The sequence below is a fragment of the Sorangium sp. So ce302 genome (assembly GCF_051530145.1).
In the GTDB taxonomy this organism is placed as follows: domain Bacteria; phylum Myxococcota_A; class Polyangia; order Polyangiales; family Polyangiaceae; genus Sorangium; species Sorangium cellulosum_B.
Genome location: NZ_CP150326.1, coordinates 6880580 through 6899381 on the forward strand (window position 1 = coordinate 6880580; position 18802 = coordinate 6899381).

General features: G+C 71.7%; 18 protein-coding genes. 11 read left to right on the forward strand and 7 right to left on the reverse strand.

All coding sequences use genetic code 11. From position 1 onward, the window contains the following. Positions 1 to 58 precede the first annotated feature (58 nt). The 3 genes from WME73_RS25890 to WME73_RS25900 all read left to right on the forward strand — a co-directional run bounded on the left by WME73_RS25890 (position 59) and on the right by WME73_RS25900 (position 4213). A complete protein-coding gene (locus WME73_RS25890; RefSeq protein ID WP_437739062.1) occupies positions 59 to 1387 on the forward strand; it encodes a cytochrome P450 in 1329 nt (442 codons plus the stop codon). A 121-nt stretch (positions 1388 to 1508) separates the two neighbouring features. Further along, a complete protein-coding gene (locus tag WME73_RS25895) occupies positions 1509 to 3044 on the forward strand; it encodes a hypothetical protein (protein WP_437911258.1) in 1536 nt (511 codons plus the stop codon). Then, positions 3032 to 4213, forward strand: coding sequence for a hypothetical protein (locus WME73_RS25900; protein WP_437911259.1), 1182 nt, complete (start codon positions 3032 to 3034; stop codon positions 4211 to 4213). Before WME73_RS25895 ends, WME73_RS25900 begins: the two co-directional genes overlap by 13 nt. A 54-nt stretch (positions 4214 to 4267) precedes the next feature. Here the strand turns inward: WME73_RS25900 and WME73_RS25905 are convergent, their stop codons facing one another. Further along, positions 4268 to 5191, reverse strand: coding sequence for a hypothetical protein (locus tag WME73_RS25905; protein WP_437911260.1), 924 nt, complete (start codon positions 5189 to 5191; stop codon positions 4268 to 4270). 210 nt (positions 5192 to 5401) lie between these two features. On the opposite strand from WME73_RS25905, the gene WME73_RS25910 reads away from it, so the two are divergent. Together WME73_RS25910 and WME73_RS25915 are read left to right on the forward strand one after the other, a co-directional pair. Continuing rightward, the gene (locus WME73_RS25910; protein WP_437911261.1) at positions 5402 to 5614 is read left to right on the forward strand and encodes a 7-cyano-7-deazaguanine synthase; all 213 of its coding nucleotides are present in this window, start codon (positions 5402 to 5404) and stop codon (positions 5612 to 5614) included. Then, complete coding sequence (locus tag WME73_RS25915; RefSeq protein ID WP_437911262.1) at positions 5611 to 6747, forward strand: tetratricopeptide repeat protein; 1137 nt, start codon at positions 5611 to 5613, stop codon at positions 6745 to 6747. The genes WME73_RS25910 and WME73_RS25915 overlap by 4 nt, the downstream gene beginning before the upstream one ends. 81 nt (positions 6748 to 6828) lie before the next feature. Here WME73_RS25915 and WME73_RS25920 read toward each other — a convergent pair whose 3' ends face one another. The 5 genes from WME73_RS25920 to WME73_RS25940 form a co-directional block, all read right to left on the reverse strand. Beyond that, complete coding sequence (locus WME73_RS25920; protein ID WP_437911263.1) at positions 6829 to 7365, reverse strand: hypothetical protein; 537 nt, start codon at positions 7363 to 7365, stop codon at positions 6829 to 6831. A gap of 418 nt (positions 7366 to 7783) precedes the next feature. After that, complete coding sequence (locus tag WME73_RS25925; RefSeq protein WP_437911264.1) at positions 7784 to 8485, reverse strand: HPP family protein; 702 nt, start codon at positions 8483 to 8485, stop codon at positions 7784 to 7786. 279 nt (positions 8486 to 8764) lie between these two features. After that, positions 8765 to 9481 (reverse strand): SDR family NAD(P)-dependent oxidoreductase, encoded by a 717-nt coding sequence (locus WME73_RS25930; protein WP_437911265.1) that lies wholly within the window; start codon positions 9479 to 9481, stop codon positions 8765 to 8767. A gap of 131 nt (positions 9482 to 9612) precedes the next feature. Then, complete coding sequence (locus tag WME73_RS25935) at positions 9613 to 10035, reverse strand: hypothetical protein (RefSeq protein WP_437911266.1); 423 nt, start codon at positions 10033 to 10035, stop codon at positions 9613 to 9615. 107 nt (positions 10036 to 10142) lie between these two features. Further along, positions 10143 to 10997, reverse strand: coding sequence for a pyridoxal-phosphate dependent enzyme (locus WME73_RS25940; RefSeq protein ID WP_437911267.1), 855 nt, complete (start codon positions 10995 to 10997; stop codon positions 10143 to 10145). A gap of 306 nt (positions 10998 to 11303) precedes the next feature. On the opposite strand from WME73_RS25940, the gene WME73_RS25945 reads away from it, so the two are divergent. From WME73_RS25945 to WME73_RS25965, 5 genes are all read left to right on the forward strand, one after another. Then, a complete protein-coding gene (locus tag WME73_RS25945; RefSeq protein ID WP_437739069.1) occupies positions 11304 to 12212 on the forward strand; it encodes a family 2A encapsulin nanocompartment shell protein in 909 nt (302 codons plus the stop codon). Then, on the forward strand, positions 12199 to 14208 hold the full coding sequence (locus WME73_RS25950; protein ID WP_437911268.1) for a family 2A encapsulin nanocompartment cargo protein cysteine desulfurase: 2010 nt from the start codon (positions 12199 to 12201) through the stop codon (positions 14206 to 14208). The genes WME73_RS25945 and WME73_RS25950 overlap by 14 nt, the downstream gene beginning before the upstream one ends. A gap of 188 nt (positions 14209 to 14396) precedes the next feature. Next, positions 14397 to 14711 carry a rhodanese-like domain-containing protein gene (locus tag WME73_RS25955; RefSeq protein ID WP_012237276.1) on the forward strand — a complete coding sequence of 105 codons (315 nt, stop codon included), beginning with the start codon at positions 14397 to 14399 and terminating at the stop codon, positions 14709 to 14711. 73 nt (positions 14712 to 14784) lie between these two features. Continuing rightward, a complete protein-coding gene (locus WME73_RS25960; RefSeq protein ID WP_437911269.1) occupies positions 14785 to 16656 on the forward strand; it encodes a DUF885 domain-containing protein in 1872 nt (623 codons plus the stop codon). A gap of 109 nt (positions 16657 to 16765) precedes the next feature. Continuing rightward, positions 16766 to 16999 carry a hypothetical protein gene (locus tag WME73_RS25965; protein WP_437911270.1) on the forward strand — a complete coding sequence of 78 codons (234 nt, stop codon included), beginning with the start codon at positions 16766 to 16768 and terminating at the stop codon, positions 16997 to 16999. A 47-nt stretch (positions 17000 to 17046) separates the two neighbouring features. Here the strand turns inward: WME73_RS25965 and WME73_RS25970 are convergent, their stop codons facing one another. Next, on the reverse strand, positions 17047 to 17571 hold the full coding sequence (locus WME73_RS25970; protein ID WP_437911271.1) for a hypothetical protein: 525 nt from the start codon (positions 17569 to 17571) through the stop codon (positions 17047 to 17049). A gap of 214 nt (positions 17572 to 17785) precedes the next feature. Here WME73_RS25970 and WME73_RS25975 point away from each other — a divergent pair, with 214 nt between their 5' ends. Continuing rightward, positions 17786 to 18706, forward strand: coding sequence for an alpha/beta hydrolase (locus WME73_RS25975; protein WP_437911272.1), 921 nt, complete (start codon positions 17786 to 17788; stop codon positions 18704 to 18706). Positions 18707 to 18802: the final 96 nt, after the last annotated feature.

Here is an 18802-nt window from a genome sequence, read left to right on the forward strand (position 1 = left end):
TCGTGACGACGACGAGACAGGCGCCGCAGGCGCGGCCTACGCGAGAACGAGGTTCATCATGCTCTCCCTGGGTCGAACCGACCAAGATAGCTTCCCCACCGCGGCCGGAGAGCTGCCGGTGATCGGTCACCTGCCCGTCCTCTACCGGGACGCCGTCGGCCTGCTGCGGCGCAGCAGGAGCGCGCTGGGTCCGCTCTTCTGGGTCAACCTCGGGTTCGCGCAACGCCGGCTCTTCTATGTCGGAGCCGACGCCATCGATCTCCTGCGCGCGCCCGAGGTGGTCATGGACCATCCGGAGCACCTGAAGGGGATCGTGGGCCGCTCGATGGCTGCGCAGGACGGGCCGCCGCACCGGCACATGCGCTCGGCCATCAACCCCTCGTTCTCCCCTCAGGGGTTCGCCAAGGAGGCCTCCGCCACCATCGCCTCCGCGTTCGCTGCGAAGATCGATGCCTGGCTCCAGCAAGAGAGCTTCGCTGTCCATCCCGCCATGCGGGATCTGACCCTCGAGATCATTTTTCGAATCTGCGGGGTCCCGACAGAGGATGTGCACGCCTGGAGCCGAGCCTATCGCGAGCTGTTCCTGGGTGTTTACCCGATCCCGGGTCGTCTGCCAGGCATGCCCGCGTACCGCTCGGATCGTGCGCGCGCCTGGATAGACGACCGCCTGCGGAAGCTCCTCGCGCTCGCTCGCGGGGGCGGCGCCGCGGGTTCCCTCGTCGAGATGCTCTCGAAGGCTCGCGACGACGAGGGCGTCCCCCTGTCGGACCAAGACATCGTCGACAACCTTCGCGCGATATTGCTCGCCGGGCACGAGACCAGCGCCTCCATCCTGGCCTGGATCGTCATCGTCCTGTCGCGCCGGAGCGAGGTGTGGAGCGCGCTCTGCGACGAACATGCGGCCGCGCCGGACGCGTCCGTGCCCATGTCCGCGAGAGAGGCCGACCGGTTCCCCGTCGCCAACGCCGTCTTCCGGGAAGTCCTGCGGATGTACACGCCGGTCTGGTTCATCTTCCGGACGGTCACCGAGACGATCACGCTGAACGGTAGACGCGTCCCTCGAAATACGCCGCTGGCCCTCAGCCCCGCGCAATTCGGCTATGATCCATCGCTGTTCCCGGACGCCGATCGCTTCGATCTGAACCGCTGGAGAGATCGCTCGAGCCCGCCGGGTCCGCTGGAGCTGGCCGCGTTCGGCGGGGGGCCGCACTTCTGTCTTGGATACAACGTCGCTTGCATCGAGGCGCTCCAGCTTCAGTTCATCCTCGTCCGGGCGTTGCGCCGCGCCGGGCTCGTTCCACACTTGGAGGGCGCTTCACCGAAGCACGTGTACTTCCCGACCGGGCATCCGACGGCCGCGACACGGGTCGCCTTTCGTCGGTGCTGAACGGGCAAAGCTCGAGCGCCCCAGCGCATCGAGCCATCGACCGCGATCTCCGACGGGACGACGCCGCTCACCATCAACACGGTCGCCGGCGGCAGCCGGTCCTCACCGGGTGGATCAGCACATGAACACCTCGCCGCATTCGAGTCCTTCCGATCACGCTCTGGCCGTTCTTCGCGAGCTCGTGGCGGAGCTCGGGCGAGGCGGGGGTCTCGTCAGCCCGTCGGTGTACGACACCGCCACCGTGCTGATGTTCGATGTCTTTCCCGATGCCAGGGCGAGCGTCATCCCATGGCTCCTGGATCAGCAGCGGTCGGATGGGGGCTGGGGGCTCTCGTCGGTCCCACGCGCGCGCGATCTCCCGACGCTGGCGTCGCTCGTGGCCCTCCATCCCTACCGCGAGCTCATGCCGCAGGTACGCCGCGCCTGCGAGGGGGGCCTTGCGTTCCTGCGCAACCAGGCAGCGCATTGGGGGACGTCCTTGCCGGACGACATCCCTGTCGGGCTGGAGCTGCTCATGCCCAGGCTCCTCGACCGGGCCTCCTCGCTCGGCCTCGGCGTCGATTGGGGCCCGTACAGGGCGCTCATTGCGCTCGGCGAGCGGCGCCGGGCCTTGATCGGCAAGGCCCGGCCGGCGGCCGGCAGCGCGGCGTCGCACTCGTGGGAGGGCTGGGGGAGCGGCCCCTCGCCCGACCTCCTCGACGCGAGCGGCGGCGTCGGGCACAGCCCCGCGGCCACGGCCGCCTGGCTTCACGCATCCCGGGACAAGGTCGGCCTCGCGGCCGCACGAGCGGCGGCGCGCGAGTACCTGCTTCGAGCGAGCGACGCGACCGAGGTCGGGATCCCCGGCGTCGTCCCCACGGTGTGGCCCATCCGTCGATTCGAGCAGGCCTGGGTCCTGTATGCGCTGCGGGCCTTCGATCTCCTCGACCATCCACGGCTGGGCGACGTGGTGCGGCCGCAGCTGCTCGACCTCGGCGCCGCGCTTCGCCCCGAGGGCATCGGCATGAGCGACGCGTTCACGCAGGACGGCGACATCACCTCGACGGTCATCGCCACCTTGGGAGAGCTCGCGGCGCCCCGCGCCATCGAGACGCTGCGACGCTTCGAGCGAGGCGGGATGTTCATCACGTACGCGAACGAGCTGCAACCCTCGCTCACGACCAATGCACACGCGATGCACGCCCTCGCGTCCCGCGGGGAGAAGGCGTCGGAGCCGGCGCGGTACCTCCTCGAGCGCCAGCAGCCGGACGGGCGGTGGGTTGGCGACAAATGGCACAGCTCCTGGCTTTACACGACCAGCCAGGTCATCCTGGCCCTCTCGCACGAGGGGCAGCTGCCCGCCGTGAAGCGCGGCATGGAGGCGCTGCTGCGCGCCCAGCGCGGCGATGGCGGCTGGGGAGCCGGCGGCGCGCCCACCGCGGCAGAGACGGCGTACGCCGTGCTCGCGCTCCGCGCCGCCCGAAGGAACCGCGAGCTCGAATCGATGGCGCGGGGCGCCTGGCGACGGGGGCGCGACTGGCTGATATCGAACCATGACATCGGCGCCGGCCAGGAAGATCTCCGCTGGATCGGCAAGGAGCTGTATTGCCCGGCGCGGGTGGACCGCGCGTGGGTCCTCGGCGCGCTCCTCGTGTCGCAACCGTCATGGGAAAGCTAGACGATCTGATGGAAAGGACGTGGCAGAGCCACGTCTTCGGCGATTCCTACCCGACCGCCGTCGGCCGTCGCGCGCTCTCCGAGAGGATGCGCGCCGTCCACGCGTGTTTTCTCGACAGGTTCCGCCCGATCGTCCAGGGCGCCTTACCCGACCTCGATCCGGACCACATCGAGCGCGTCGTGCGCCAGATCGGCCCCAAGGCGACGGCGTTCTGCGCCGCGATCGCGATCGAAATCGAGGAGGTCGAGCGCCTCGCCGAGGTCTCCATCGTATTTGGGCTCCTGTTCCTGTTCGATGGCCTGATGGATGACGGGGACCTGGCGATGGTGGTCGCGACGCACCGGTTCATCGAGGTTCACGCGCCGCGCCTGCACGTTCCCGCGTCGAACGACACGAAACAGCTGGCGTCCGCCGTCCTCCGGAGCGAGCTCGACGCGGCCAGGGCGCCGCGCCCCGATCCTGCCCTCGTCGCGGCGCGCGCTCGACCTCTGGCGGAGGTGGCGCGCCTGCTGCGTCGCCTGAGCTCTCCCGAGGACGCGGGCGCGCTCATCGAGTCGCCTGTCGCCGGCTTTCTGAGCCATGGTTCCGCCATGCGGCAGCTCAGCCAGCGTTATCTCGAGCGCGAAGAGGGTGCGTTCTGGGACGACCACGCCGGCGATTTCGTCGCGCATGCGATCGGGAGCATTCAAACGGCCGGGACGGTCGCCGTCGTCTACAGCCTCTACCGGAGCGCGAGCCCCGAGCTCCCCACGATAGGACAGGTGCTGGCCTCCCCGGCGGTCAGGCGCGTGTGCGAGCGATTCGCCGACGCAGCTTCGCGCATCTTCGACGACGTGGGAGATCAGGACGTCGATCGGCGCTCGGGCCCCCGCGGCCGGTTCGATCTCAACGTCTTCAACCATCCGAACCGGAGGCTCGTCGAGGCCACCCTGCGGTTCGTCGGCGTCGATGACGAGGACGTCATCGCGGCGACGCTGCGCGACCTCGCCGCCGACGACAGCGCCGGGGATGGCCGCGTCGTCGAGCGATTCGTCGACGTCGTGCGCGGCGGCGTGGCGAGCTTGCCGGCGGAGTGCTGGCGCGACGCGGGCGTGTTCCTGATGCTCCTCAAGAGGATCATCGAGTCGGGATACGTGAACACGCTGGGCGACGCTGCGCTCGCGGAGTGACGCAGTGGCGCCGGGCGCGCCGCCCGGCGGAGCGTCGCCTGCCCAGGGGGGCGCTCAGGCGAGCGCCTTCGCCATCGCGGCGATGCGCTCGGCGCCGGCGGGGCTGAGCTCGCCGAGCGCGCGGACGAAGTTCGGGTGGGTCATGCCCGAGCCGAGGAACGTCCAGCGGTAAGCGCGCTGCTGCGCCTCGAAGATCTCGGCCTTCTCGGCCTCGGCGAGGGGGCGGCCGGCGGCGCGCTCCAGGGCCTCGATGTCGAGCCTGGCCTGCGCGGCGAGGCCGCCGTCGAGCATCGTGCCGATGGATACGTAGTCGTCGAAGGCCCGGGCGATGCCCTCCGGCCCGGCCTCGCGGGCGAGCTTGGCGACGAGCAGCGTGTCGAGCTTGGCGTGCTGGGCCTCCTCCATCCAGTGGTGGCGGAGCAGGCTCGAGAACTGTGGGTCGAGGCCCTCGGCGTCACCCTCCTTGACGCTGTCGAGGTAATGGCGCTGCGTCATCCACTCGAGGTGCAGGGTCACCATCGCGACGCCGAGCGCGCCGTGCTTCAGGATCGCCGCCGCGACGTCCTTCGCGGGGCCGATGGCCCCGCACTCCGCGCCGAAGCCGCGCGCGAACTCCGCAGAGAACCGGCGGAAGAGGTGGATATGCTTCGCCTCCTCCTCGGCGAACGTGACGAGCGCGCGCACCTCGACCGCGTCGGCGCCGTGGACCGCGGTGCGCGCCTGATCGAGCACGAACGGCAGGATGAACTCCTCCACGAAGCCAAAGAGGTAAAGATAGCTGTTGCCGCGGATCTGGTTGAGCAGGAGCTTCTCCCGCGCGCTCAGACAGCGGATCGACGCCGTGCCCGCGAGCGACTCGGGCAGGAAGGGCTTGGAGAAGTCGAGCTGCTTGTCACCGCCGATGATGTCCTCGACGCGCCAGGTGATCTTGTGCGAATCCGCCAGGGTCGCCTCGTAGGTGTAGCTATGCGTGAGCATGATCCTCCCTTTCCTGGTCGAGCCGCTCGGCGTCGCGCGACGCGAAGCGGAACGAGAGCACACGAGCGCTCGCCAGACGTCAAGGCGCGCCCGCGTCGACGCGCGCGCTCCCGTCAACCGCATCTCGTGCCATGTGGTCAATCCGCTCCTCGCTCACGCGCTCGCCGCCCCCTGGCGCGCGCTCGCCGGATCGCCGATCCTCCCTGCCCCATGCCCCCCTCCACGATCGTCCTCCTGACCGGCGGTGCCGACAGCACCACGTTGCTCCACGTCGTGAACGCGCGCGCGCCTGTCGTCCCGGTGTTCGTCGATCACGGCCAGCGCGCCGCGCACCGGGAGCACCAGGCCGCCGAGCGGGCCGGCGGGCCGGAGAGCCCCGGGTTCTACCTTCACGACGCCCAGGGGTCCGACGAGGGCTCGTGAGCGCCTCCCCCGCGTCCGCCCCTCGCGCGGCGCGGCCGGCGCGGGGACAGGCCGCTGCGGGCGCCCGCGCCCTCCGCGAGCGCGCCCTCCGCCATCTCTCCATGGGCATGCTCGGCGAGGCCCGCTCGGATGCGGGCGAGGCGCTCGCGCTCGTCGAGCGGGAGCTCGGGCCCGCCGACCCGGAGGCAGCCGGCGCGCTGCTCGTGCTCTGGCGGATCGCGGCGGCGTCCGGCGACCCTCCGGCCGCCGAGGCGCACGCGCGCCGCGCCGTCCTCGTGCTCGCGCGGGCGCGGCGGGGCGGCGAGATCAAGCGGCTCCGCGTCCACGCGTGGCTCGCCCTGGCCGCGACCGCGCGGCTCCAGGGCCGCTACGCAGACGCGGCGGCGCGCGCCCGCCGCGCGCTCCGGCTGGCCGAGGCCGCCTTCGGCGCCCGCGACGTCGAGGTCGCCGCCTGCCTCAACGAGCTGGCGATGAGCTGCAAGTACCGCGCGCGCTTCGCCGAGGGGGCGCGGCTCTACCGCCGGGCGATCCACGTCCTCGAGCGGGTCCACGGACCGGATCACCCCGAGCTCGCGCCCCTGCTCCACAACCTCGGCGGGCTCGAGCACGCTCGCGGCCGGGCCGCCCGGGGAGAGCCGTTCGCGCGCCGCTCGGTGGCGCTGCGGGAGGCCGCGCTCGGGCCCGAGCACCCGCTCGTCGCCGAGGACGCGGCCGCGCTCGCGGCCATCCTCGACGCCCAGGGCAAGCGCGGCGAGGCGGAGGCGCTCTACCGGCGCGCGCTCGCCATCTTCGAGCGCGCGTACGGCCCCGCGCACCGCGAGGTCGCCTTCACGACGAGCAACCTCGCCGCCCTGCTCTACGCCGAGGGCGAGCTCGACGCCGCAGCGCGCCTGTTCCGCAAGGCGATCGGGACGATGGAAGGGCTCCTCGGCCCGACCCACCCCGACCTGGCGATGGCGCTCAACAACCTCGGCGTGCTGCGCCTCCGGCAGGGCAAGCGGGCGGCGGCGCGCCGGCTGCTGGAGCGGGCGCTCTCCATCTACGAGGCGACGCTCAGCCCGGGCCACCCGACGATCGCGGCCTGCCGGGAGAACCTGGCCGAGGCGGGTCATGCCGCCTCGATCGTGGCCTGACGAGCCGCCACGCCGCGCCGTCGCCGCGGATCGAAGCGTGGCGCGTCGCTGGCTCCGGCCCGCGGCGCCACGCGTCGTGGGTCACCGCGCGCGCCGCGTGGAGCGCGCGGCGCCCGTGGTCCGCGCCTGCCGCGCGGCCTTGCGCCCGGCCTTCGGCTTCGCGCCGCCGGCCCGGAGGAGCGTGCCGTTGTGGTTGACGCCGATGGGGGCGACGGCGCTCAGATTGCTGGTGGCAGAGAGCGAGGACGGTCCGCCGCACGTGATGCTGAACGTCCCGGTGTACGTCCCCGGCGACGCCGGCGCGGAGAAGGACACGCCGACGTTCCGCTGACCTTTGAAGGTGGTCGGGCAACTCGCGACACCGAAGTGCTGTCCCGAGACGCCGCACTGGCAACCTGACACGGTCACCCCTTGGCTGTCCACGGTGACCGTGCGCCACGCCGTCGTCTGCGGCTGAACCTGCCCGAAGTCACGGAGCGCCGGGCTGGACGAAAGCGCCTGCTCTGCCTCACCGAGGGCGTCTTCTCCTCCCTCGTTCTCGACGCTCTCCACCACGCAGCCCGCGGTTCCCAGGCTCGCGAGCAGCAGCGTCCCGACCATCACACATGAATGTTTCACAAAACCTCCGTCGCTCGACTCGACACATGATGTGCGGGGCCCCGAAGCAACGACCAGGGCGCCGATCACCGCCGGGCCAGGCCCCAGAGCCCGTCTCGGAGCGGCCATAGCAACCGGTGCGCCAGCGCCCACGACAACACGGCCTCTCCGCTGCAGCCGCTCGACGTGGCTCTCCGCGGCCCGAATGGGCGGCGGATCCTGCCGAATCAAGCCCATTCGTCTGACGCGCTGGAGCTCGGAGCCCAACCCCATCTCCGATGGGCGGCCGTGACATGTCACGCCGCGACCGTGACATGTCACGCCGCGACCGTGACCTCGCGGACAGGCGCGGCGCGACGCCCGACGAGGCGCCCTGATGGCATGGAGCGACGACGCGAGTCGCCCGTCCTCGGCCGCCCGGCGACGGGAGGCCCTTGGATCAAGGCGGCGGCGGTGGATCCTGCTCCGGCCGCGCCTGCCGCGGGGCCCACAGCGGGTAGTCGACGCCGGCGAGGCGATTGATGAGGATGGCCTGGAGCGTGAGCAGGACGACCCCGCCGAGGAGCACGAGGAGCATCGGAGGCCGGGACAGGATGCCCAGCGACACGATGAGCGTGGTCGCGCCCGCGGGAGGGTGGGGCGCGCGGGCGAGCACCATGAGGCCGGCCGTGAGCCCCAGCGAGAGCGCCGCGGCGATGGCGCGCGGGAGGGTCACGCCGGTCGCGGTCGCCGGACCTGCGTGCGTGAGCCCGGTGATGAGCAGGCTCATATACGCGACCGCGATGCCGATGCTGTGCCCGAGGATGGTGGTGCGCGGCGCGGCCGACGCCGCCGTGGGAGTGTAAAAGAACAAAAAGGCTGTTGGCCCGAGCGACGGAAAGACGAAGGGCGACTTCGTCACCACGGCGAGGGCCGCCATCAGGCCGATGCTCACGAACCCGTTCACGCAGCTGAAGACCGCGAGCACCGGTATCTTGGAGTAGCGCTGGAGGAGCCACGGGAGCCTGAGGCGCGTGAAGATGCCGCGCACCACGTCCGTCATCTCGCCGCCGAGCGGGTGCCGCGGCGAGATCGGGCCGTACCCGCGCCCGTTTCCCCACGGCTCCACCGCCGGGGTCGATTGCCTGTCTCTCTCTGTCATCCTTCGTTCCTTGCGAGCGGGCCGCGCCTCCACGCGGCGCGCGCCCGCTTCCGCGGCTGCGCTCGCCGGCGGGCGCCACGGCCAGCTCACCACGATTCTACCCCGGGCTCCGCGAGATGGGATCGGGGATCTCGTCCGACGCGCTCGGGCCCGCCGAGCAGCGCGCCTGCCCGCGGCGCTCGCGATCGATGGCGCGGCCCGTCGAGCGATCGACACGACCCCTTCACGCTCGAGACGACCATCCCACGCTGGTCGGTCACCGCGCCTCCCAGGGCAGGGTCAGAACTTCTCCACGGACGGGCGCACGTCGATCTCGAGCGTCCAGGCGCTCGGCGCCTGGGCGTGGAGCTGGAAGTAGGTCTCTGCCAGCGCCTCCGGCGATAGCAGGGTGGCGGCCGTTCTCCCGGGCACCATGGCGCGCACCCGCGGGGTGTCGATCAGCCCGTCGATGACGACGTGCGCCACGTGGATGCCGCGCGGGCCGAGCTCGCGCGCGAGCGATTGCGCGAGGGCGCGCAGGCCGGCCTTGCCGACGGCGAGGGCCGCGAAGCGGGCTCCGCCGCGGAGCGAGGCGGTGGCGCCCGTGAAGAGGATCGTCCCCCGGCCGCGCTCGAGCATGCCGGGCAGCGCCGCCTGCGCGCTCAGGAAGCCGCCGAGGCAGTTGATCTTCCAGTCGTCCTCGAGCTCTCGCGGCGTGAGCTCCAGCGCGCCGGCCACGCGGAAGACGCTGGCGTTGTAGATCAGCACCTCCACCGGCCCGAGCGACTCCTCGACGCGCGCGAAGGCCGCCGCGACGGAGGTCGCGTCGGTGGCGTCCCCCGGGACGCTCAAGGCGCGCCCTCCGGCTCCCTCGATCTCCCGCTGCACGGCCTCACACGCGGCGGCCGTCCGGGCCATGAGGCCGACGGAGAACCCCTCGCGCGCGAAGCGCCTCGACACAGCGGCCCCGAGTCCGGGGCCGACGCCGACGACGACCGCTGCCTTGCTCGAGCTCATGAACGCACACCCTCCCGCCGGCCCTCGCGCCGGCGAACCGCGGCAGCGTAGCCCGTCCTGGCCCGCGCGAGCGACACACGCCGGCCGAGCGCTTCGCCGGCTCGTCCCGCAGGTCAGCCCCCCAAGCGGGACTACGGGTCTCCCGGCGCCGCCTTCCACTGCCGCACGAAGAACGGCCACGCGTCGTGGAGGTACAGGCCGAAGGGGATCCACCAGACGAGATCGTTCGTCAAGCAGAGCACGGCGGACCGAGGCGGCCATTGCCCGGTGACGAGCAGCCCAGCGAGGCCGATCGGCCCGAGCACCTTGCCGAGCAGACCGACGCTCGCAAGGAGGAACCCGCGCTCGGGCGCGCGCGCGACCTCCGCGTAGAGGATGGCGTACACCCCGACGACCATCCCCAGGCAGGCGAAGATCGGCGGGTGATTGAGGGGTTCCATGCCCGCGAAGCGAAAGAGCCATTGCGGGTCGGCGGCGGCGTAGAGCCCCCAGCAGGCGTTGTAGAGGGCAGCCAGCGCGAAGACGGCGCGGTGCAGGCGGCGGCGGGGGATCATCGCGGGGCGGCCTCGGCGGGAGGCCGGCGCTCATACACCGCGTCGACGCCGGGCACGAGCCGGATCTCGCCGGCGCCGAGCGCGCCGTGACGACGCGCTCGGACCCGTCAGATGCCGCCGCCGTCCTCGAAGACGTCGCTCCGCACCTGGGCCTGGCTGATCCGGCTGTTCGGCGGGACGCTGCGCGTGAGCCACACATTGCCGCCGATGCTCGATCCGCGGCCGATGGTGATGCGCCCGAGGATCGTCGCGCCGGCATACACCACCACCTGGTCCTCGACGATGGGGTGGCGGTCGATCCCCTTGATGGGGTTCCCGCTCGCGTCGCGCGGGAAGCTCTTCGCGCCGAGGGTGACGCCCTGGTAGAGGCGCACGCGCTCGCCGATACGGCACGTCTCCCCGATGACGACGCCCGTCCCGTGATCGATGAAGAAGCTCGCCCCGATCTCGGCGCCGGGGTGGATGTCGATGCCGGTGTCGGCGTGCGCGATCTCGGAGAGGATCCCCGAGAGGATGCCCTCCTCGCGCGTCAGCCGCCGCGCATAGGCGATCGCCTCCTCGTTGGTCACCTGCTCGATCTGATCGACGATCGACAGATCGAGCACGTCGGGCACGAAGCCCGCGCCGATCCCCTGGATCTTGTGCGGCCCCGGCCTGAGCGGCTCCCCGGCGCGCGTCTGCGTGAGCACCGGGCTGTGCGCGGGCTCGACCGCGACGGAGGTGATCGCCTTGCCCTTCTGGTGCTTGATGAAGCGCGATACGCCGGTGATCGTGCCGCCGGTCCCGACGCCGGACACGAGGATATCGACCTTCCCGGCCGTGTCGTCCCAGATCTCCGGGCCCGTCGTCCGCTCGTGGATCGCGGCGTTCGCCGGGTTCTCACGGAGTACGCCGGATTGCGACCCTCGATCTTCGCGAGCACGAGCGCGCCCGGCTCCATCACCCGACTCCTCATCTTTCATTTCGGACGACACCGCAACGCCGCCGCAACGCTGCCGCAACGACACCGCAACCCGCTTGGGCCTTGCCCTCAGCTGACGTCCGCCGGTGTCCGCATCCACCACGGCACGTGCGCCTGCGCTCCACCATCACGAAGGAAAATCCGTTTTATAGGAGTCCAGCATGATGGAAAACACATCTGCTTTACAGGAGGAAAGCGTCCAGGGATCACGAGCGCCATTGCGGCAACCCAGGAAGAAGCTGTAGTACTGGCTCAGCTTTGGCGGAGACATCCCCCCACGCGCCAAAGCTCGAGGAAAAGCCCTGCCATGACGAACCACGAAAGCCATTTGCTTGGCGAGCGCGCCGCAAGGCAACACGCCAACACGAGCAAGACTCCGCCCCAGTGGGCCGGTTCCACCCCGCGTTGGCTCGTGCAGCTGCTCCCCTGGACGCCCGTCGAAGCAGGCGTGTACCGCCTCAACCGGGTCACCGATAGCGATTTCGCGGTCGATTGCAGCCCGGATGACGCGGCCGAGCTGCCCACGGCGCGCATTCACTATGAAGAGCAGCCGCGCGAGTTCGTGCTCAACACGGTGACCACGACGATCCAGGTGCACACCCGGATCTCCGACCTGTTCCGCAGCCCCATGGATCAGGTGAAAGAGCAGCTCACCGTCCTCGTCGAGAAGCTCAAGGAGAAGCAAGAGGACGAGCTGATCAACAACGGCAACTACGGCCTGCTCAACAGCGTGCATGAGAGCATGCGGATCAAGCCGCGCGGCGCCGGCCCCACGCCGGACGATCTCGACGAGCTCATCGCGCGCGTGTGGAAGGAGCCGGCCTTTTTCCTGGCGCACCCGCGGGCCATCGCGGCGTTCGGTCGCGAATGCACGAAGCGCGGTGTTCCGCCGCCGACGGTGACCCTGTTCGGCTCGCCGTTCCTCACCTGGCGCGGCCTCCCGCTCATCCCCACCGACAAGCTGCACCTCGCGGGCAACAAGACCGATATCCTCCTGGTCCGCACCGGCGAGAAGAAGCGCGGTGTCGTGGGCCTGTTCCAGCCCGGGATCCCCGGCGAGGTGAGCCCGAGCCTGTCGATTCGCTTCATGGGCATCAACCAGCTCGGGGCTGCCTCGTACCTCGCGTCCCTGTACTGCTCGGCGGCGGTTCTGACCGAAGACGCGCTCGGCGTGCTCGAGGGCGTCCAGGTGGACAGCTACTATGAGTACAAGTGAGATCCTGACAGCGGATCTCCAGGGTGCTCTGCCGCAGGTGACCCACGCCGTAGGGAGCTCTGGGATCGCGCCCTTGAACGTGCCTCTCTCGGCGCCGGGCGGCGCGCCCGCGCCGGCGCCCGGCGTCCCCGGCTTCGACCCCGCCTCCCTGGCCGCTGTGATCGCGCAGCTCGCGAACGAGATGCTCGGCGCGCCGGTGAAGCAGGGGGCGGCGGCGCAGGCGGCGCCGCTTCCTGGGGCCGCGCCGTCGCAGTCACCCGTCCCGCACCTGGCGGCGGCTGGCGCGGCGCCGTCACCTGTACCGGGGCCGTCCGCGGCGGCGGCCCCCGTCTACCCCGGGTCGGCCCCCGCCCACTCCGGCTCTGTCCCCGCCTATTCGGGCTCTGTCCCCCCCTATTCCGGCGCGGCGCTGCCGGCTCCCGGCTCGGTCCTCGCTTCCTCCGGCGCGGCGCTGCCGCCTCCCGGCTCGGTCCCCGCTTCTTCCGGCGCGACGCCCGCCTTCCCCGGCGACGTGGCGCTGCCGGACTCGACGGTGCGCGCCGGCTTCGTCCGCGTCCCGCTCGTGGGCTCCGATCCGCTGAGTCTGGGAGCGGCCGACGAGGTGCTCCGCATCCCGGTGCTGGGCGATCTCGCGGGCCGCGACGCCGACCCGTACTTCGTGCCCGGCGCGCCCGCGCTGGGCATCGAGTCGCCGGTCGGCCCTCCCCAGGTCGAAGCGCACGAGATCCGCGCCGTGGATCCGGCGCTGGTCCGCGGCGTGAGCGGCTCCGCCGGCATCCTGGACCCCCACGCGATCCGCCGCGACTTCCCCATCCTCGAGGAGCGGGTCCACAACAAGCGGCTCGTCTGGCTCGACAACGCGGCGACGACCCAGAAGCCCCGGGCCGTCATCGATCGTCTCTCGTACTTCTACGAGCACGAGAACTCCAACATCCACCGCGCGGCGCACGCGCTCGCGGCCCGCGCGACGGACGCGTACGAGGCGGCGCGCGAGGCGACGCGCCGCTTCATCAACGCCCCGTCCACGCGCGAGATCGTGTTCGTGCGCGGCACCACCGAGGGGATCAACCTGATCGCCCAGAGCTGGGGCCGGAGGAACGTGGGCCCGGGCGACGAGATCGTCATCACGTGGCTCGAGCACCACGCCAACATCGTGCCCTGGCAGCAGCTCTGCTCCGAGAAGGGCGCAAGGCTCCGTGTCGCTCCCGTGGACGACCGGGGCCAGGTGATCCTCGAGGAGTACGAGAAGCTGCTCGGCCCGCGGACGCGCATCGTCTCGATCACGCAGGTCTCGAACGCGCTCGGCACCATCACGCCCGCCCGCGAGATGGTGGCGATGGCGCACCGGCACGGCGCGCGCGTCGTCGTGGACGGCGCTCAAGCGGTGTCCCACATGCGCGCGGACGTGCAGCTCCTCGACTGCGACTTCTACGTGTTCTCGGGCCACAAGGTGTTCGGTCCCACGGGCATCGGCGCCGTCTTCGGCAAGAGCGAGGTGCTCGACGCGATGCCGCCCTGGCAGGGCGGCGGCAACATGATCGCGGACGTCACCTTCGAGCGGACGATCTACCACCCGCCCCCCGCGCGCTTCGAGGCCGGCACCGGCAACATCGCGGACGCGGTCGGCCTCGGGGCCGCGCTCGACTACGTGACGCGGATCGGGATCGAGAACATCGGCCGCTACGAGCACGAGCTGCTGCACTACGCCACCCACGCCCTCGCGACCGTCCCCGGGCTGCGGCTCATCGGCACCGCGGCCGACAAGGCGGGCGTGCTCTCCTTCGTCCTCGATGGGCAGCGCACCGAGGACGTGGGCGGGGCGCTCGACCGGGAGGGCATCGCGGTGCGCTCGGGCCACCACTGCGCGCAGCCCATCCTGCGCCGCTTCGGCCTGGAGAGCACCGTGCGCGCGTCGCTCGCCCCCTACAACACCTGCGAGGACATCGACGCGCTGGTTGACGCGCTGCATAGAATCCAGATCGGGAGGTCGCGCTGACTGGCCGTCCGGCGGCTGTCCGCTGAGGCGGACGCCGCCGGGCTCCCTGCCAGCCGCCCTCGCCGTCCACCCCCCTGGTTGGATCTTCAAAACAGGCTGAACACACGGGATTTCGAAGGTTTTCGTCTCGACGGCGAACTTGTGTCCCCCGGGTTGCCACTGTCGCACGCGTCCGTTATAGTGGACAAATGATCCAGACGATATCGCCCAGGGACGCGGACGAGCTGATCAAGAGCGGCGAGGTGGACGTTGTGGATGTGCGTGAGCCACGCGAGTGGTCGGTCGGACACGTGCCGCACGCGCGGCTGGTGCCCCTCGATCAACTGAGAGCGGATCCGCAGCGGGCCCTGCCGCGTGATCGGGTGGTGTTCGTTTGCGCGAAGGGCGCCCGCAGCCTGACGGCGGCGAAGCTCGCCGAGCGGCTCGGGTTGAACCAGCTCTACAACCTGGATGGCGGCACGAGCGGCTGGGTGAAGGCGGGGCTTCCGCTCGAGCACAGCTGAGCTGGGCTCACGCCGGCCGCATTTGCCCCGCGTTGCGGCTGGCGCGCGGCGGCTCCGTCGCAAGATGTCCGGCATGGCCCTGCGCGCACTTCGCACCTTCGTCCTCGTCCCCCTGTTCGCCGCTGCGTGCGCCCGAGGCGCCCCGCCTCCTGCCGCCGCGCCGGCTCCCCTGCCCTCGCCGGCGCCCTCGGCGGCCGCGAGCACCGCGCCCGCCGCGCGCTCGGCACCTGCCGCGGCCCAGCGACTCCCGGCCTGGGTCGAGCGCAGCAACGAGCACGCAAAGGTCCTCCTCGACGTGCTCGTCCGGTTCTCGCCGGAGCGCGCCGGAGCTCTGGGGATCGAGCGCGCGGACCGGGAGATCGCGGATCTATCGCCCGGGGTCGAGGCGCAGAAACGCGCGGCCTTCCGCGCGGCCATCGTGGAGCTCCAGAAACGGCGAGAAACCCAGAAGGACCCGGCGGTCGCCGAAGATCTGCAGATCTTGCTGGACGCCGCGGACCGGGCCGTTCGCAGCTCGGAGCTCGCGGAGAAGTACAGCGTCACCTACGTGCACGTCACGGGGCTCGTGTTCGACGGCATCTCGAACCTCCTGGACGACCGGGTATCACCGGCGCGGCGGGCTGCGGCCCGCACGCGCCTCCGGCGCTATGCCGGCATGGAGGCGGGCTACGTGCCCATCGCCGAGCAGGCCATGGCCAGGCTCCTCCAGGACCTCGAGAAGCCCGGATTGCTCGCCCCGCCCAGGATGGAGATCGAGCGGCACCTCGCCACGAACGCCCGCGTGCGGGAGGGCATCGGTGAGCTGTTCAGGGAATACGGCATCAGCGGCCATGACGAGCCGCTCGCGGCGCTGAATCGCCAGCTCGAGGCGTACGACGCGGCGCTGCGCAGCGACGTGCTCCCCCGGGCGCGGACCGACTTCGCGTTGCCGCGGCCGCTCTATGCGTTCGCGCTCGAGTCGTACGGCGTCGATCTGCCGCCCGCCGAGCTGGCGCCCCTGGCCCACGCCGCCTTCGAGGATCTGACGGCGCAGATGCAGGAGCTCTCGAGCTCGGTCGCCAGGGCGCGCGAGCTGCCAGGCGCGGATTACCGCGACGTGCTCCGCGCCCTGAAGAAAGAGCAGCTGGTGGGCGAGGCCATCTTGCCGCATTACAAGGCGCGGCTGGCCCAGATAGAGGACATCATCAGGAAAGAGCGCCTCGTCACGCTGCCCGAGCGGCCTGCGCGCATCCGGCTCGGCACCGCCGCCGAGAGCGCCGAGACGCCAGCGCCGCACATGCGGCCGCCGCGGCTGCTCGGCAACCAGGGGGAAGTGGGGGAGTTCGTGTTGCCGCTCAGCCTCCCGGGCCCCCTCGGCGCCGCGGACGGGCTGCAGAAGGTTGACGACTTCACCCATGCAGCGGCGTCGTGGACGCTCACCGCCCACGAGGCGCGCCCCGGACACGAGCTCCAGTTCGCCTCGCTCGTCGAGCGCGGCGTCTCGATCGCCCGGGCGGTCTTCGCGATGAACAGCGCCAACACCGAGGGGTGGGGGCTGTACTCCGAGGCCCTCGTGTTCCCGTTCATGCCGCCCGAGGGTCAGCTCGTCTCGCTGCAATACCGCCTGCTGCGGGCCGCGCGCGCCTTCCTGGATCCGGAGCTCCAGGCCGGCAAGATCACGCCTGCGGCCGCGCGAGCCTTCCTGGAGCAGGAAGTGGTGCTGTCGGCGCCGTTCGCTCGGTCCGAGGTGGAGCGCTACACGTTCCGCGCGCCGGGACAGGCGACATCGTATTTCTACGGGTTCACCCGGCTGATGGAGCTCCGGGCAGAGGTCGAGTCCATGATGGGCCCTCGCTTCGATGCGCAGCGATTTCACGATTTCGTGCTCGCCCAGGGGATCCTGCCGCCGGAGCTGCTGCGCAAGGCCGTGTTCGAGCGATTCGTCGGGGATCAGCCGGCGCGCTGAGCGGGGAGGAGCGAGCGAGAGCGGTCTCGATCCGGCGCGGGGTCCCCTTGCGGCGCGCCTCGCCGGCTCCACCTGTCGTGTCGGGCACGGGAGCGCCGGAGGGTGACGCATGGGAACGAACGAGAAGAAGGCAGCGGAGCGACAGCCGGAATCGCCTGAAGGCGCCGCGGCCGTACCCGAGGCGACGGGGGCGAAGACGCGCAAGGAGCGGAGCCCGCAGACGCCGCTCGATCGCGGCGGGGCGCTCTCGCAGCGCGAGGCGTGGGAGCCTGTGGACGAGGCGTCGGACGAGTCGTTCCCGGCGAGCGACCCGCCGGCCTGGACGCCTGTCCACCCGGGCTGAGCGCCGCGGCATGGCGGCGGCGGGGCCCCTCGCCGGCCGCGCGCCCGTCACGGCTCGGGAACGCCCTCTTCGAGCCACGCCCGCGCGCTCTCGGCGGTGAGCTTGAAGTCCGGGGACACCCTCGACCGCCTCACGGTCTCCCCTGCCGCGTCTCGCCCCGTGAGGATGGCGTGCGGATCGTCCTCGTCGGGCACGATGTCGAGGTCCACCCGCATCCGGGCGCCGCCCCCGACCACCGTCGTCACGCTCCGGTGCAGCTGCGCCCGGCGTTGCTGGTCGTGCCGCGAAAGGATCTCGTTCGCCGTCTTCACCAGGGTGGCGAAAGCGCTCGCGTCGAGCGGCTTCGGGTTCTTCTTGTCACGCCCCATCGTCCACGGCCCCACCAGCGAGGGCTCGCTCTGGCCGTCGCACGTCATCTCGACGGCCCACCCATCGTCGTCCTCGTTCTTGATCACCCGCGCCGTCCACCCGTTCCCCTTCCACAGCTTGGGGTCCTGATCTTCAGGACGGATCGGGCTCGTCTGCCCCACCTCGTCGTGCGTCGCGTCCGTCGCATCGTGCGTCGTGTCCATGGGCGCGTCGGTGTACCCGCTGCGCGCCCGGCGCGTCCACTCCCTCCCGCGCGTCTCGGGCATTTCCTGTCAGCCCCGTGCGGCTCTGGACCACCTTCCTTCACGTCCGAGCGAGGCATGGCAACGGCGTCATTCAAGCGCAGCCGAAGGTCAGGATCGCCACAGACCTCCGCCGCGGGCTGGCTGACGGCCGCGGAGCTGCGACACTCGGCGCATGCTCCTCGACCGGCGCCCCTTCCTGGCCCTGTGCGCCGCCGCCCTCGCCCCGAGCGCCGCCCTCGCCGACCCCGCCGGCGCCGCGCCGCCCTCGCCGCCGCCCCCCGCTTCCCCGCCCGCCTTCGACGTCCGCGACCTCCAGGTCCCCGGCGAGCGCGCCCTCGGCCGGCGGTTCACGCTGCTCGTCCCGAAGCACCTCGCCCCGGGCGAGCGCGTGCCGCTGCTCGTGCTCCTCCACGGCCTCGGCGAGACCGGCGACGAGCGCCTCGGCGCCTTCGCGTGGCTGGAGCGGTACGGCCTCGGGCCGGCCTACGAGCGGCTGCGCTGCCCGCCGCTCGGCCGCACCTCGCGCCGGAAGGACTGGACCGACGCGCGGCTCGCCGAGGTGAACGCCGCGCTCGCGGCGCGGCCGTTCCGCGGCCTCGCGATCGCGTGCCCCTTCACGCCCAACGTCCACAAGGCCCCGAACCCCGCCGCGGCGCTCGACGGCTACGCGCGCTGGCTCGCGGAGGTGGTCCTGCCGCGCGCCCGCGCCGAGGCGCCCGCGTTCGACGACGCGGCCCGCACCTCGCTCGACGGCTGCTCCCTCGGCGGCTTCATCGGGATCGAGGTGTTCCTCCGCAGGCCCGAGCTCTTCGGCGCCTGGGGCGGCGTGCAGTCCGCCATCAGCGCCCACCGCGCCCCCGCCTACGCCGACCGGCTCGCCAGGGCCATCGCCGCGGCCGGGCCGCGCGATCTCCACCTGCTCACCAGCGAGGGAGACCCGTTCCGCGACGCGAACGCCACCCTCGCCGCACAGCTCGCGAAGCGCTCGATCCCCCACACCCTCCGCGTCCTGCCGGGGCCGCACGACCAGCCCTGGCTCCGCGAGGCCGGCACCATCGAGACGCTCCTCTTCCACGACCGGCGACCGCGCTGAGCCGGCGCCGCGCGCCCGATCGCCTACCCGAGCAGCCCCGCCTCCCGCAGGAAGGCGCCCTCGACCGCCGCGTGGTCGGCCTCCACGTCGAGCCGC

Bases quoted from the DNA above. Each gene is read 5' to 3' on its own strand.
- WME73_RS25950 (WP_437911268.1), top strand. From the start codon at position 12,199: ATGAGTACAAGTGAGATCCTGACAGCGGATCTCCAGGGTGCTCTGCCG.
- WME73_RS25900 (WP_437911259.1), top strand. From the start codon at position 3,032: ATGGGAAAGCTAGACGATCTGATGGAAAGGACGTGGCAGAGCCACGTC.
- WME73_RS25890 (WP_437739062.1), top strand. From the start codon at position 59: ATGCTCTCCCTGGGTCGAACCGACCAAGATAGCTTCCCCACCGCGGCC.
- WME73_RS25965 (WP_437911270.1), top strand. From the start codon at position 16,766: ATGGGAACGAACGAGAAGAAGGCAGCGGAGCGACAGCCGGAATCGCCT.
- WME73_RS25960 (WP_437911269.1), top strand. From the start codon at position 14,785: ATGGCCCTGCGCGCACTTCGCACCTTCGTCCTCGTCCCCCTGTTCGCC.
- WME73_RS25925 (WP_437911264.1), bottom strand. From the start codon at position 8,485: ATGACAGAGAGAGACAGGCAATCGACCCCGGCGGTGGAGCCGTGGGGA.
- WME73_RS25895 (WP_437911258.1), top strand. From the start codon at position 1,509: ATGAACACCTCGCCGCATTCGAGTCCTTCCGATCACGCTCTGGCCGTT.
- WME73_RS25945 (WP_437739069.1), top strand. From the start codon at position 11,304: ATGACGAACCACGAAAGCCATTTGCTTGGCGAGCGCGCCGCAAGGCAA.
- WME73_RS25910 (WP_437911261.1), top strand. From the start codon at position 5,402: ATGCCCCCCTCCACGATCGTCCTCCTGACCGGCGGTGCCGACAGCACC.
- WME73_RS25940 (WP_437911267.1), bottom strand. From the start codon at position 10,997: ATGAAAGATGAGGAGTCGGGTGATGGAGCCGGGCGCGCTCGTGCTCGC.
- WME73_RS25930 (WP_437911265.1), bottom strand. From the start codon at position 9,481: ATGAGCTCGAGCAAGGCAGCGGTCGTCGTCGGCGTCGGCCCCGGACTC.
- WME73_RS25955 (WP_012237276.1), top strand. From the start codon at position 14,397: ATGATCCAGACGATATCGCCCAGGGACGCGGACGAGCTGATCAAGAGC.
- WME73_RS25970 (WP_437911271.1), bottom strand. From the start codon at position 17,571: ATGGACACGACGCACGATGCGACGGACGCGACGCACGACGAGGTGGGG.
- WME73_RS25905 (WP_437911260.1), bottom strand. From the start codon at position 5,191: ATGCTCACGCATAGCTACACCTACGAGGCGACCCTGGCGGATTCGCAC.
- WME73_RS25935 (WP_437911266.1), bottom strand. From the start codon at position 10,035: ATGATCCCCCGCCGCCGCCTGCACCGCGCCGTCTTCGCGCTGGCTGCC.
- WME73_RS25975 (WP_437911272.1), top strand. From the start codon at position 17,786: ATGCTCCTCGACCGGCGCCCCTTCCTGGCCCTGTGCGCCGCCGCCCTC.